We start from the raw sequence: 13220 nt of genomic DNA on the forward strand, positions 1-13220 counted from the left end.
ACAGCGAACGGACTCCCTGGTGGTTTGGCAGTTACGGCGCGGTGGGCTCGCGCGACCACGGCGGGAGGGCAGATCGGGTGGGGTCTGCGATCGGCCGGCGGGAGGGGTGCGAGGGCGACAGACTTCGCGGACGTCTTTCAGGACATGCTTTTAGAGCAATGTCCTGGAGGGCAGGCGCTAGGCGTCGATGTGGCGGTGGACGGGGATGACGCGGGTGAAGCGGCGATCGAGGTCGTCGGCGTCGGCGACGTAGCAGGGGGCGAACTGGTCGAACAGGGCCTCGACCTCGGCGCGGACCGGCAGCTCCGGGTCGGGGCCCTGGACGGCGACGTAGGCGGCGAAGAAATCGTCGGCGTCGCGGGCCAGCGGGGTGCCGATCGCGGCCATGATCCGGAGGACCGCGCCGCGCTGCTCGGGGGGCAGCAGCGCGGGGTCGCCGAAGCGCAGGCCGGCGACGGCGTGCAGCGCCTGGGCGACGTTGGCGGCGATGTCGGCCTCGGGCAGGGCGTAGAACGAGGCCATGAGGTCGGCCTCGTCGCACCACACGAACAGGATGTGCGGCGGCAGGGCCAGCAGCTCCTGCTGGTCGCGGGCGACGAAGCTGCTCATGTCGAACTCGAGCGCGCGCGCGACCGGGCGGATGGCCTCGCCGATCGCGGCGTGCAGCACGGCGTAACCATCGGGGTCGCGGCGCGCGACGGCTCGCGCCGGGAAGGCCTGCTGGGAGAGCGCTTCGAGCTGCGCGAGCGTCAGCGGCACCCGTGGAGGATAGCGCGGCCGCGGCCGCATCGGGCGAGCGAGAGCGCTCGGTGAGGCCAGGATCGACAGACGCGGACGGTGAGGTGACCTGCTGGGGCCGCTTGTGCCCAGGGACGCGGGCGGGGCGAGCTGAAGCTGTCTGGAAGGTCAGGTGAGGCGTCGGCGCCGCGCGGGCGAGGACCTGTCCGAACGGGCATGTGCGAGAGGCGCCGGTGCGGACGAGGCTCGCAGCAGAACATGTCTTGAGGGTCATGTGCGAGCGGCGCCGATGGACGAGGGCGCGAGCGACGGACGAGGCTCGCAGTCGGGCCCGTCCGAGCGGACCCGCAGGACGCGGCGCGCGGCGCATCGTGAACCTGTCCTCGAGGACATGTCCATGGGTGGCTACGTCACGCCGGAAGCTCGTCGGCGAGGGCGTCGGGGGCGTTGCGGCCGAGGTCGGCGAGGGCGGCCAGAGCGGCGCCGCAGCCCTGATAGAACGCCTCCTCGAACAGCGGCAGGCCGGCGACGTCGGCGGCGCAGGGGCGCAGGCGGCCGATCGGGGCGCGGGCGCGGGCGAGCGACTCGCCGAACAGCAGGCCGGGGACGGGGCGGATCATGGCGTGGCCCCAGCGGGTGACGGCGATCCGGGAGATCTCGCTGGCGATGCCGGGATGCATGGCCGCGAGCGCGGCGACGACGTGGTCGGACCAGGTGGAAAGATCGCCGGCGAGGAGGCGCTGGCGCTGAGCCGCGAGCTCGGCGGGGCCGTCGCCGCAGAGCGGCTCGTAGTAGGTGAGGACGGCGCCGGGGCGGCGCGCGTCGACGGACTCGCCGTGGGTGGCGACGACGTAGCCGAGGCTGGGGCCGGCGAGCGGGACGTTGTCCCACGCGAGGCGGGCGCCGATGCCCCGCGGGGCGGTGCGCACGTCGACGCTGGCGACCAGCCAGGGGGCGTAGGTCAGCGCGCCGGCGGGCAGCGGGTCGGCGCCGACGAGCAGGCGACCGAGGACGAACCGCGGCGCGGCCCACAAGATCGCCCTGGCGTGTACGCGCAGGCGCCGGCCGTCCGCGGGCCGATGGACGCGGAGCTCGCCGGCGTGCGGGTCGACCGCGACGACCGCGGCGCCGCGGTGGAGGCGATCGCCGAGGTCGGCGCGCTCCAGCATGCCGCGGACGAGCCGCGCGTTGCCTTCGGGCCAGGTGAGCAGGAAGCCGCCGCGGGTCTCCTCGAGACCCCGGGCGAGGAAGTGGTGCAGGCCGGCGAAGGCCGAGGTCTGGGCGAGGGTGCAGCCGTAGTCGTCGCGGCAGGCGTAGTCGAGGGCCCAGCGCAGGCGCTCGCTGACGAGGCCGAGGTCGTCGAGGTAGGCGGCGAACGAGACGGCGTCGAGGTGGCGCAGCTCGGCGCTGCTGCGGGCGACGGGGATGGCGAACAGGGGCCGACCGTCGGCGCCGCGCCGGCCGTCGAGGTCGCGCAGGTGAGCGTGCCAGCGGGCCCACTGGGCGGCCTCGTCGGCGGTCTCGCCGGCCGCGGGGTAGAGGCCCTCGTACCAGCGGCCGCGGCCGAAGTGGCGCTCGAGCGGGGCGGCGGCGATCGCCGAGGGCGCGTACTCGGGGCGGCCGCGGGCGTCGCGACCGAGGATGACGCCGAGCTCCTCGAGCAGGCGCTCGAGCGCGAGGCAGCCCGGCGGCGGGGTCGGCAAGTAGTGGGCGCCGAGCGGGTGGCGTGAGCGCGGCAGCTCGCCGCCGCGCGCGGTGCCGCCGACGTCGTCCTCGAGCTCGAACAGGTGGACGTCGCCGAGGCCGGCCCGCCGCAGGCGCCAGGCGGCGGCGCTGCCGGCCGCGCCGCCGCCGACGATCGCAACCTCGGTGTGGATGGTCTCGTGGACAGGTCCTTCGCGCCATGTCCCTTCACGCAGGTGATGCCCGCGCTCGGGGTCGGGGCCGACGAACTCGGAAAGGGGAGGGGAGTGCTGGCCCGGGCCGCAGGCGGCGGACGCGACGGTGCCGGCGGTGGCGCCGAGGAATTCGCGCCGCTTCACCCGGGGGCTCCGCGACGGGGAGGGTGGACGCTCGGAGCGGCATGTCTTCGGGGACATGTCGCTCCGCTGGCTCCGAGGGCAGGCCGGCGCCCGCTCGTGCGCCGCCGGCTCGGGACGGGGACGCCGCCGATGTTCGGAAGAGCATGCCCCGAGGGACATGTGTGCCGGCGAGGCGCGAGAGCGCCCGGATCGACATGTCCTGAAGGACATAATTTCGAGGGCATGTCTTCCGCGCTCACCCGCGGCCTCCGCGGCCGGGAAGGGCGCGCAGGTCCTCTTCGTAGTAGTGGACCAGCAGCTGGTCGTTGAGGCGGTTGGTGTCGACCTCGGGCGGCCGCTGGTCGCGCGGGAACACGAACAGGGTCGGCAGGAGGGCGTCGTCGAGGAAGCGCAGCGGGACGTCGGCGAGGCGGGTCGGCTCCGGGCGCGGGGCCGGGGACACGAGGACGAAGCCCCAGTCGCCGAACGACGGCACGTGGGCGTGGTAGGGGCGCGGGTGCAGCTCGGCGGCGGCGAGGGTCTTGACCACGCACCAGAACGAGCGCGGCGCCAGGTACGGCGAGGTCGCCTGGACCACCCCGACCCCGGCGGGCGAGAGGGCGCGCCGCAGCAGGCGGTAGAACGAGCCGGTGTAGAGCTTGCCGAGCGAGAAGTTGTTGGGGTCGGGCAGGTCGACGACGGCGACGTCGTAGACCTCGCTGCCCGTTCGGACATGTTCTTCGAGCCAGCGCATGGCGTCGGCGTTGTGCACGTGCACGCGCGGGTCGGACAGGCTGCCGTGGTTGATGCGGACCAGCAGCGGGTCGCGGCCGAACAGGCGGGTCATGCCGGGGTCGAGGTCGACGAGGTCGACGCGCTCGAGGGCGGAGTACTTGAGCAGCTCGCGCACGGCCAGGCCGTCGCCGCCGCCGAGCACGAGGGCGCGGCGCGGGTTCACGCCGGCGAGCGCGGGGTGGACCAGCGCCTCGTGGTAGCGGTGCTCGTCGCTGCTGGCGAACTGCAGGTTGCCGTCGATGTAGAGGCGGATGTCGTCGCCGCTGCGGGTGATCGAAAGGCGCTGGTAGGCGGTCTTCTCGGAGAAGATGACGGGCGCGTCGTAGAGCTCGCGCTCCGCCAGGCGCTCGAGCCGGCCGCCGAACACGAGGCCGCCCGCGAGGCCGAGGCAGATCAGCGCGGCCTGGACGAGCAGCGCGCGCGGGCGCGGCAGATGGGCGCGGAACACCCGCGCGCAGGCCAGCGCGATCGCGGCGTTGAACAGGCCGCACAGCAGGCTGGTGCGCACCAGGCCGAGGTGGGGCAGGAGCGCCAGCGGGAACAGCAGGCTGGCCAGCAGCGCGCCGACGTAGTCGAACGCGAGCACCCGCGCGACCGTGTCCTTCAGCTCCTGGCCGTCGCCGACGATCCGCATGAGCAGCGGGATCTCGAGCCCCACCATGGTGCCGACGATCACCAGGATCGAGAACAGCAGCGGGCGCACGCTGGCGAGGTAGGCGTAGCCGTAGAACAGCGCCACCGCCGACAGGCCGCCGACGACCGCGATCACCAGCTGGACGGCGACGAAGCGGGCGTGCAGGTCCTTGACGACGAACTTGCTCAGCCACGAGCCGAGGCCCATGGCGCTGAGGTAGACGCCGATGACGAGGCTCCACTGGGTGACGCTGTCGCCCAGCAGGTAGCTCGCCATGGTCGCGGCGATCAGCTCGTAGACGAGGCCGCAGGTGGCGACCACGAGCACCGAGGCGAGCAGCAGGCGGGTCCCGGGCGCGGCCGACATGTCACTTGCCGCCGTGATAGCCGCCGCCCAACCAGACGAAGGCCGCGCGCCCGCGCACGGTGCCGTCGGGGTCGCGCTCGACCTTGCCGCGCTCCGGGGTGCCGGCCAGCAGGACGCCGGAGCGGGCCCCGAACAGCAGGAGCAGCAGGGCGGCGACGGAGCAGATCCAGTAGGTCGTTCTAAACATGGTCAAAGGGACATGTGATGGCCTCGAGGGCATGTTCTCGGGGACATGGTCATGAGGTCACGTTCCGTAGTCGCTGCCCGCCCAGCGCTTGCGCTCGCGGCGGCGGCCGAGCAGCCAGGCCAGCAGCGGGAAGCCGAGGATGATCGGGACGGGGAGGGTGGCGTAGCGGGTGAGGAACACGTCCTCGCGCACGCGGATCGCCCAGGTGTCGGGGCTGCGCACGCCGAACGGGCCGAAGGTGCCGAGGCGGAGGCCGAGCGGGTCGTTCGCGGCCAGCGCGCTGGTGTCGCGCTCGGGGGTGACCTGCAGCAGGTAGCGGCCGCCGGCGACGCGGCCGAGGACGTGGTCGACCTGGCGGTCGCCTTCGGACCACGACTCGCCGTCCTCGAAGCCGCTGTAGCTGCTGGCCTCCATGCCGAGGCCGATCGCCTCCTCGCCGTCGATCGGGATCAGCACGACCTCGGCGAACGCCCACGAGTTGTCGAGCGGGTAGGCGGTGAAGGAGATCTCGACGGTCGTCGACGAACCCGGTTCGCCGATCGTGACCTCCTGCGACAGGACGCCGTCGAACCGCAGGTCGGTGGCCTGGAACACCTCGCGCTCGCTCGCGCCGGCGGAGACGTGCTGGACCGCGAAGTACCAGGCGACCAGGAGGACCAGGCACGACAACCACAGCGAGAGGGCCTGCTCGCGCCAGCGGTTGGGCGCGAGCATGCCGACGCCCTTCTGCTTGGGCGGCTTGCCGGGTTGTTCGAAGGCGCGCCAGACCTCGGTGGCGTCGAGGTGGCGCATGGCGGTGCGGGTCAGCTCGACGCCGTCGCTGGCGGCGACCTCCTCGATCGAGATGCCGTGCGGCGGGGCGACGAAGTCGTCGATGTGGGCGGCGTCGCCGACCTGGACCTGCCACGGGAATTCGCCCTCGGCGTAGGTGACGTAGGCGTCGGCGCCGGAGAAGTGGCGGTAGCGGCGGCCGCGGTAGGTGATCGCGTGGCGCTTGCCCGGGACGATCTTCGGCGCGCCGGGGATGACCTGTCCCAAAGACCAGTGGCCGTCGTTCGTCGAGTAGGCCAGGTAGCGGTAGCCGCGGTAGGGGTTGTAGAGCAGGAACTCCTGCCACGGCCAGCCGGGGACGGTGCGCCAGCAGATGCCGACGATCTCCCAGGTGGCGCCGTCCAGGCGGCCGCGGGCGTGCAGCGGCAGCACCGACTCCTGGTGGGCGCGGGCGGCCCGGTGGATCAGCGCGAGCGCGCCGCTGTCCTCGGGCCGCAGGAGGCTGCCGCAGGCGGGGCAGACGACGCGCTGGATCGCCCCGAAGCCGCGCAGGGCGACAGGGCCGCCGCAGGCGAGGCACTGCACGGCCTCGGTGCGGGCCTCGTCGCGGAACAGCCGCCGCGGGGTCGCCTCGGCGGGGCGCGGGCGAGTGACTTCGGGGGTCGCCTCAGTCACGCCAGCCCTCGAATCTGCGCAGGCGGTCGAGGCCGAGCTCGGCCAGCTCGACGGCCCGGCCGAGGTAGACGGCGGGGCGCGTGCCGTAGGGGTCGACGCCGTAGTCGAGGCTGACGAACTGGTCGTCCGGGCCGGCGAGGTCGAGGCTGAAGAAGGTCAGGCCAGGCTCGGCGACGAAGGGCAGAACGCCCTCGGCGCCCTGGTAGCGGGCGGCTCGCTTGTCGACGACCATGTGCTCGCCGCCCTGAACTTCGTGCCATGTCCCGATGGCCATGTTGTAAAAGCCAGGTAGCTCGGGGCCGCCGGCGACGGGGGTGGTGACGGCGTAGTTGCCCTGGAAGTCGGCCAGCCAGCCGACGCCGTCGGCGAACTGCAGGTACCACTCGCTCCAGGCGCCGCGGGCGTAGCGGAGCTGCAGGCGGCCGACGAGCTCGAAGCCGCGGCCGGCGAAGCTGCCCTTGCCGCCGAGCAGCAACGGGCTGCCGTCGTCGACCACGGCGGAGACCCTTCCCAGGAGGCGCAGGTCGACGCCGGTGCGCACGACGGTGCTGCCGCAGTGCTCGCACACCAGCGAGACCGCGGTGCCGCGGAACGGCGCCGGAGCGCCGCACTGCGGGCACGACACCTGGCGCTCGCGCTCCATTGCGACGGATGGTGCCACTTCTGCGGGCGCGGCACCATGGCCCGAGCCGGCGCTCGCGGCCGCGCGAGGCGGGCGGTGCCGCGAGCAGGACGGCGCGGGCGTCAGATGTACGAAGAAACATGTCTCTTGAAACATGTGCATTGGGGCTGGTCGCGGCGTGCGGGGCTCGCCCGGAGCCGGGTGGGGTCCGCATGCGCGGGTTCCTTCGCCCAGGGGCGAAAATGCGCTAGCGTCGGTGCGATGGTGTTGCCTGGCCGATCCCGGATCTTCGTGCTCGCGGTGGGGGTGTTGCTGGCGTGTCCGCCGGCCGACAGCGGGACCGCGAGCGAACCGCAGACCACCTCGTCCACGACCGCGCCGACCGGGGGGCCGACGAGCACCGAGACGGGCCCGACGAGCGGGAGCACCGGCGCCGAGACGACCACCGCGGGGCCCGAGGCCAAGCGCTGCCAGTCCCAGTGCGACAACGACCGCGACTGCCGGATCGGCGGCGGCGACCTCGGGTTCCGCTGCATCGACGGCCTGTGCCTGTTCCCGCCGTGCACCAGCGACGCGCAGTGCCTGGCCGAGCTGTCGGGCTGGAAGACGCCGTGCGCCGGACCGGGCGACTGCGCGGCCCAGGAGGCGTGCGTGCTGGTGGCGGACGCGGGCCGCTGCGCGCTGACCCCGGGGACGTTCGCCTGCGCCGACTTCGGGCTGGTCGAGCTGACGCTCCCGCCGTTCGCGGGCGGACGCGAGGTGACGGTGTGTGGTCAGGCGGCCGCGACGTGCGAGGCGGGGGCGTGTCAGAGCCCGTGCGCAGGGGACGAGGCCTGTCCGCCCCAGACGGGGCATCCGTTCTGCGACGTGCCGTCAGGCCAGTGCGTGTGCCAGATCGATCAGGACTGCGTCGACTCGAACCTGCCGGGCTACGTGCAGTGCATCGCCGGCCGCTGCGGCTGCGCGGTCGACAGCGATTGCGCGGGCGGACAGAACGTGGACACCTGCTACGCCGGGGCGTGCGGCTGCGCGGCCGACTCGACCTGCACGATGACGGTGTTCGACGGGGCGGCGCTGAGCTGTCAGTAGGTTCGGCGAGGGTGCCGGGCAGGACCTGCGGAACTCGCGCGGCGGGCTATTTCGCGGTAGGCTCCGCGCCATGTCGACGCACGAGCCAGCCATCGCCATCGTCGGCCCCGGCACCGTCGGGTCCGCCATCGCCCGCCGACTGGTGGCGGCGGGCTTCAAAAAGGTGAGCTTCGGGGTCCGCTCGGGCTCGAAGATCGCCGAGGCGCTGGCCGAGCTGGACGGCAAGGTCACCGCGTCGCTGGCGCCCGAGGCGGCGGCCGCGGCCGACATCGTGTTCCTGGCGGTGCCCGGCGGGGTCGCGGTGCAGGCGGCCCACGGCCTCGGCGACCTGCGCGGCAAGATCGTGGTCGACTGCAACAACCCGCTGACGTGGTCCCAGGGCCCGGTGTGGGCGCCGCCGCCGGAGGGCTCGATCACCGCGGCGCTGCAGGCCGCGCTGCCCGGGGCCCGCGTGCTCAAGGCGTTCAACACCTTCGGCGCGGAGTTCCACGCCGATCCGAAGCTCGGCGACACGGTGGTCGACGTGCCGATCGCCGGCGACGACGCCGAGGCCAAGGCGACGCTGTCGGCGCTGATCCAGCGGGCCGGCTTCCACCCGATCGACGCCGGCCCGCTGCGCAACGCGGCGGCGCTCGAGAACATGGCGGTGCTGTGGATCCACCTCGCGCTGGTCGGCGGGCAGGGGCGCGAGGTCGCGTTCAAGCTGCTGCGTCGCGGATGACCGATCGCGCATGTCCTTCGAGCCAGATTCTTCGGTACCTGTCCCCGAGACCAGGGCGGCGTTCACCCGCCTGCGCAACTTCTTGGCCGGCCGGCTGGTCGGGGCGACCCGCGACGCGGCGCTGCTCGACGAGGTGCTGCGCTGCGTGTTCTGCCGGACGCTGACGGTGCGCAGCGGCGCGGCCGCGCCGGACGAGGCGGGCGCGCTGCTGCGGTTCTACAGGGACCAGCTGGCGCGCCTCAAGGCGCTGCTGCCCGACGTGTTCGCCGCCGACGCGCAGCTCGGGCTCGACGCGGCGACGCTGCTCGAGGTCGACCGCGAGCTGCGGGCGCTCGACCTCGACGACCCGCGCTGCGACCCGATCGGCGACGCCTACGAGGTGTTCACGGCGGCGGCCACCCGCGGGGTCGAGGGCCAGTTCTTCACCCCGCAGACGGCGGTGCGCATGCTGGTCGACCTGGTCGACCCGAAGCCCGGCGAGCGGGTGATCGACCCGGCCTGCGGCGCCGGCGGGTTCCTCAGCCACACCGCGCGGCGGCTGGTGGCGCGCGGGGTGGCGCCGGCCGAGGTGGCGAAGAGCGTGGTCGGCATCGACAAGGACCGCTACCTCGCCGGGCTGGCCCGCGCGCACGTCGGCCTGGTCACGATGGCGCCGGCGCGGGTGTACTGCGGCGACGCGCTGGCCTGGCAGGCCGAGGACGGGGGGCCGATCGCGTGCGAGCAGGGCGGCTTCGACGTCGTGCTCGCCAACCCGCCGTTCGGCGCCAAGATCGTCGCGGCCTCGACCGAGGTCCAGCAGACCTTCGCGCTCGGCCACGTGTGGCGCCGCGGCGCCGACGACCGCTGGCAGCGCACGCCCCGGCTGCAGCGCGGGGTCGCGCCGCAGGTGCTGTTCGTCGAGCGCCTGCTCGCGCTGGCCCGCCCCGGCGGCCGCGTCGGCCTGGTCCTGCCCGAGAGCCTCATCTCCGGCAAGTCGTATCGACATGTCGTTCAGTATATGTTCGAACAGGCAGATCTGCGCGCGGTCATCGGTATGCCCGAGGAGCTGTTCAAGACGTCGGGCAAGGGCGGCACGCACACGAAGGTGTGCCTGATGCTGCTGACCCGCCGCGAGCCGGCGCCGGCGAGCGAGCGGCCGGCGATCTTCATGGCCGAGGCGGCGTGGTGCGGCAAGGACAGCCGCGGCCGCAGCATCGACCGCGACGAGCTGCCGGAGATCGGCGACCGCTTCCGCCAGCACGCGGCCGGCAGCCTCGAGGCGGCCAGCCGCCTCGGCCACGCGGTCGCGCCCGAGGCGGTGCGCGGCAACGTGCTGGCCCCGCGTTACTACGACCCGCGGGTCGCGTCCATCCTCAGCGGCCTGCAGCGCAGCCACGAGCTGGTGACGGTGCAACAGCTGGTCGACGACGGGATCCTCGGCATCACCAGCGGACACGAGGTCGGCAAGCTGGCCTATGGCGGCGGCGACGTGCCGTTCGTCCGCACCTCCGACCTGTCGAACTGGGAGCTCAAGCTCGACCCCAAGCACTGCGTCGGCGAGGCGGTCTACGAGGCGCTGCGCGCCAAGCAGGACGTGCGCGTCGGCGACATCCTGATGGTCCGCGACGGTACTTACTTGATCGGCACCTGCGCGTTCATCACCGAGCACGATACCCGCATCGTGTTCCAGAGCCACCTGCTGAAGCTGCGCGTGCACCGGCCCGAGCTGCTGTCGCCGTACCTGCTGCTGGCGGTGCTCGGCTCGGATCCGGTGCGCAAGCAGATCGAGGCCAAGCGGTTCACCCAGGACATCATCGACTCGCTCGGCGACCGCGTCGGCGAGCTGGTGCTGCCGCTGCCGCGCGACCCGGCCCAGCGGACCCGCATCGCGGCGATGGTCGAGGCGTCGATCCGCGAGCGCGTGGCCAGCCGCGAGCGCGCGCGCGGCCTGCCTCGAGGTCGCCCGCGTCGACTAGCCGAACAGGACGCCGCGCATCGAGATCGAGCCGAGGTCGAAGCCGGGGTTGAAGAACCGCGGGGCCTCGGCCTCGCCGGCGGCGCCGACGGTGTAGAGCAGCGGGAGGTAGTGGTCGAGGCTGGGGTGGTTCTGGCGCCCGAGCGCGCCTCGGGGGCGCGCGCGAGGAATTCGTGGTCGCGCTGCTCGATGGCCTGGGCCACGTCGGCGTCGAACCGCAGCGCCCACTCCTGCAGCGAGGTGTCGCCGCGCTGCGCGAGCTGCATGGTCGCGCGCAGGTTGTGCGTGACGTTGCCGCTGCCGAGGATCAGGACCCTCTTCGCGCAACGGCGCGAGCGCGCGACCGATCGCCAGGTGCTCGGCCGGCGGCCGCTGCTGGTCGATGCTGAGCTGCAGCACCGGCACGTCGGCCCGCGGGACCATGTGGTGCAGGACCGTCCAGGTGCCGTGGTCCAGGCCCCAGTCGCGGCGCGGGGCGGCCTTCACCGAGGTCAGCAGCTCGCAGACCCGGCGCGCGACGTCGTCGCTGCCGCGGGCGGGGTACTCGAACTCGAACAGCTGGCGGGGGAAGTTGCCGAAGTCGTGAATCGTCGGTGGGTCGCCGGCGGTCACGAAGGTGCCGCGGGTGTACCAGTGGGCCGAGACGGCGAGGATCGCCCGCGGCGTCGGCAACGCCGCCCCGAGATCGTTGAACGTCCGCGTCCAGGCATTGTCGAGGATGACGTTCATCGGCGAACCGTGGCCGACGAACAGGACGGGCGTGGTGGGCATGCTACGTTCCGGTATGTTACCCCGCGCGCGCCCGGACAAGCCCGTCCCGGGCAACGCACTGTTGCGCTCCCGCCGACAATCGCCCGGGCCTCGACGCAAGGGTGAAGCTCGGGCTAGCGTCGCCCCAGATGCGTGCGCCAGACGGCTGCCCCCGCGTCGCTGGGTCCGGCGCGGTCGTCGTACCGTTCGTCCGTGACAGCGAGCCGGCCTGGCTGCGCAACCACGAACCCGCCGCCGAGCTGGTGTGCTTCGATCCCGACAGCCAGCGGCTGTGTGAATTCAGCGGCAGCGACGGCGACGCTCCGCGCGTGCGGGTGCGGATCGTCCCCGAGGTCGGCCTCGCCGATCCGTCCGACCTGCACGCCGGCGGCCTCGCGCAGGAGGCGGAGATCCTCGCCGGCGAGGCGGGGAGCCCGTTGTGGCTCCGGATCTGCGAGCCCCTGGGGCGCTCGACCCGGCTCATGCCGCTGTCGGGGCAGCGGCGCATGCCGTGGGCGCTCGGTCGCACGGTCACCGGCTACGCGCTCGCCGACGGGGTGGTGCTCGCGCTCGAGACCGAGAGCTGGCGCAGCGCGTCGCAGCTGGTGATCGCCCACCCGAGCGGGCGCGTCGAGCGGCGTTCGCTGGCCGAGACCGGCACGATCCGCGGCGGGTGGTTGTTCGGCGCGATCGCCGAGGCCACGGTGCTGCGGATGTTCGCCCGCCGCGTCAGCGCCGCGGGCTTCGGTCCTCGCGTCGACCTCGGCCTCGTGCCGGCGACATCGCCAGGCGTGTACCCGTGTCACTTCCACCTGCGCACGGCCGGCGAGGCGTCTTTTTTGGCGATCGAGATCTCCCACGGCCCGGAGGCGCCGCAGGTGGCGACGGCGTTCTTCCGCGGCGGCCGCTGGTCGCCGCTGGCGTTGCACACGCTCGACAGCCTCGACACGCGGGTGGCATGCACGCGCGGGGTGGGGCGTGCTGTGGAAGGACGACAACATGTTCTCGGGGACAGGTTCGCGCGACATCGTGGCGCTGACCGCCTGGCCCGAGGGCACGGTGCGCGTCGAACGGCACCCGCCGCTGCCGGCCAGCGACTACCTCGACTTCGAGGTGTTGCCGCTCGGCGACCGCGTGCTCGCGCTGTCGCTCGAGGAGTCGGGTCTGAGCGCGCGCCTGGCCCCGCTGGCCGAGCTCGGCCGGGTCCCGGACTTGCCCCTGGTCGAGCTGCCGGACGGCCTGTGGTCGTTCACCGCCCACGCGCGGGGCGAGCACGCGATCGTGGTGCTGCGCGAGTCGGAGACCCGCTGCGAGTTCGCGGTGCGCGTCGCGGCCGACGGGGCGGTGCGCCCGGTGACGCCGTTCGGCTGAGTGATTCTTCTTTAAAAAGAATGAAGGGACCGGACCGATGAGTTTCGCCGGCGGCCGCGGTCTGTGTCGCATGACCGCTGCTTCGTCCGCCCCGTCCACGATCCCCGCCGAATTCCCGGTGCGCCTGCTGGCGCGCGGCCTCGATGTCCTGGTCCTCGCCGCCGTCGACGTCGGCCTCGGCCAGGTCATGGGCTACGGCTTCGACTGGCTGCTCGTCGGCTCGGCGTGCGTGTACCTCTACTTCAGCTTGCTCGACACCTGGGCCGGCGCGACGCCCGGCAAGCTGGCGCTGGGGCTGCGCGTGCTCGGCCCTGACGGCGGGCGACCGACGCTGCGGCAGTCGCTGCGGCGCGAGGCGTTTACCTTGCTCGGATCGATCCCCTTCATCGGCCCGCTGCTGGCGCTCGCGGCATGGGTCGTGATCGCCAGGACGATCCACAGGAGCCCGCTGCGGCAGGGCGATCACGACGCGTTCGCCGGCGGGACGCGCGTGGTCCGGCTGCAGGCGGGATGAGTCCGCGCGTCG

At 73.3% G+C, this 13220-nt stretch carries 13 protein-coding genes and 1 pseudogene; 5 read left to right on the plus strand and 9 right to left on the minus strand.

Features of this window, described 5'->3' with window-relative positions:
* Positions 1–177: 177 nt before the first annotated feature.
* From OV079_RS46980 to OV079_RS47005, 6 genes are all read right to left on the minus strand, one after another.
* Positions 178–759 carry a hypothetical protein gene (locus OV079_RS46980; protein ID WP_267776548.1) on the minus strand — a complete coding sequence of 194 codons (582 nt, stop codon included), beginning with the start codon at positions 757–759 and terminating at the stop codon, positions 178–180.
* Between the two features lie 389 nt (positions 760–1148).
* Positions 1149–2780 carry an NAD(P)-binding protein gene (locus tag OV079_RS46985; RefSeq protein ID WP_267776550.1) on the minus strand — a complete coding sequence of 544 codons (1632 nt, stop codon included), beginning with the start codon at positions 2778–2780 and terminating at the stop codon, positions 1149–1151.
* A gap of 235 nt (positions 2781–3015) precedes the next feature.
* A complete protein-coding gene (locus tag OV079_RS46990) occupies positions 3016–4554 on the minus strand; it encodes a polyamine aminopropyltransferase (RefSeq protein ID WP_267776552.1) in 1539 nt (512 codons plus the stop codon).
* Position 4555: 1 nt separating this feature from the next.
* Positions 4556–4741, minus strand: coding sequence for a hypothetical protein (locus tag OV079_RS46995; RefSeq protein WP_267776553.1), 186 nt, complete (start codon positions 4739–4741; stop codon positions 4556–4558).
* A 57-nt stretch (positions 4742–4798) separates the two neighbouring features.
* Entirely contained in the window at positions 4799–6187 is a 1389-nt protein-coding gene (locus tag OV079_RS47000) for a DUF4178 domain-containing protein (protein ID WP_267776554.1), read from the minus strand.
* The gene (locus tag OV079_RS47005) at positions 6180–6830 is read right to left on the minus strand and encodes a DUF4178 domain-containing protein (protein WP_267776555.1); all 651 of its coding nucleotides are present in this window, start codon (positions 6828–6830) and stop codon (positions 6180–6182) included. The genes OV079_RS47000 and OV079_RS47005 overlap by 8 nt, the downstream gene beginning before the upstream one ends.
* 240 nt (positions 6831–7070) lie before the next feature.
* Here OV079_RS47005 and OV079_RS47010 point away from each other — a divergent pair, with 240 nt between their 5' ends.
* The 3 genes and pseudogenes from OV079_RS47010 to OV079_RS59750 form a co-directional block, all read left to right on the plus strand.
* Positions 7071–7898: a hypothetical protein gene (locus OV079_RS47010; protein WP_267776556.1), complete on the plus strand. Its 828-nt coding sequence runs from the start codon at positions 7071–7073 to the stop codon at positions 7896–7898.
* A gap of 70 nt (positions 7899–7968) precedes the next feature.
* Entirely contained in the window at positions 7969–8619 is a 651-nt protein-coding gene (locus tag OV079_RS47015) for an NADPH-dependent F420 reductase (protein WP_267776557.1), read from the plus strand.
* A gap of 10 nt (positions 8620–8629) precedes the next feature.
* Positions 8630–9901, plus strand: a pseudogene (locus OV079_RS59750) (HsdM family class I SAM-dependent methyltransferase); the annotation flags it as partial.
* A gap of 669 nt (positions 9902–10570) precedes the next feature.
* Here OV079_RS59750 and OV079_RS59755 read toward each other — a convergent pair.
* The 3 genes from OV079_RS59755 to OV079_RS47035 form a co-directional block, all read right to left on the minus strand.
* Positions 10571–11344 carry a dioxygenase family protein gene (locus OV079_RS59755; RefSeq protein WP_420829594.1) on the minus strand — a complete coding sequence of 258 codons (774 nt, stop codon included), beginning with the start codon at positions 11342–11344 and terminating at the stop codon, positions 10571–10573.
* A gap of 517 nt (positions 11345–11861) precedes the next feature.
* Positions 11862–12026, minus strand: coding sequence for a hypothetical protein (locus tag OV079_RS47030; RefSeq protein ID WP_267776558.1), 165 nt, complete (start codon positions 12024–12026; stop codon positions 11862–11864).
* Between the two features lie 99 nt (positions 12027–12125).
* Entirely contained in the window at positions 12126–12272 is a 147-nt protein-coding gene (locus OV079_RS47035; RefSeq protein WP_267776560.1) for a hypothetical protein, read from the minus strand.
* Between the two features lie 29 nt (positions 12273–12301).
* On the opposite strand from OV079_RS47035, the gene OV079_RS47040 reads away from it, so the two are divergent.
* Both OV079_RS47040 and OV079_RS47045 read left to right on the plus strand, forming a co-directional pair.
* Positions 12302–12694 carry a hypothetical protein gene (locus OV079_RS47040; protein ID WP_267776562.1) on the plus strand — a complete coding sequence of 131 codons (393 nt, stop codon included), beginning with the start codon at positions 12302–12304 and terminating at the stop codon, positions 12692–12694.
* Between the two features lie 70 nt (positions 12695–12764).
* Positions 12765–13208 carry an RDD family protein gene (locus tag OV079_RS47045; protein WP_267776563.1) on the plus strand — a complete coding sequence of 148 codons (444 nt, stop codon included), beginning with the start codon at positions 12765–12767 and terminating at the stop codon, positions 13206–13208.
* Positions 13209–13220 lie beyond the last annotated feature (12 nt).

The sequence above is a fragment of the Nannocystis pusilla genome (assembly GCF_026626665.1).
GTDB classification, from domain to species: Bacteria; Myxococcota_A; Polyangia; order Nannocystales; family Nannocystaceae; genus Nannocystis; species Nannocystis pusilla.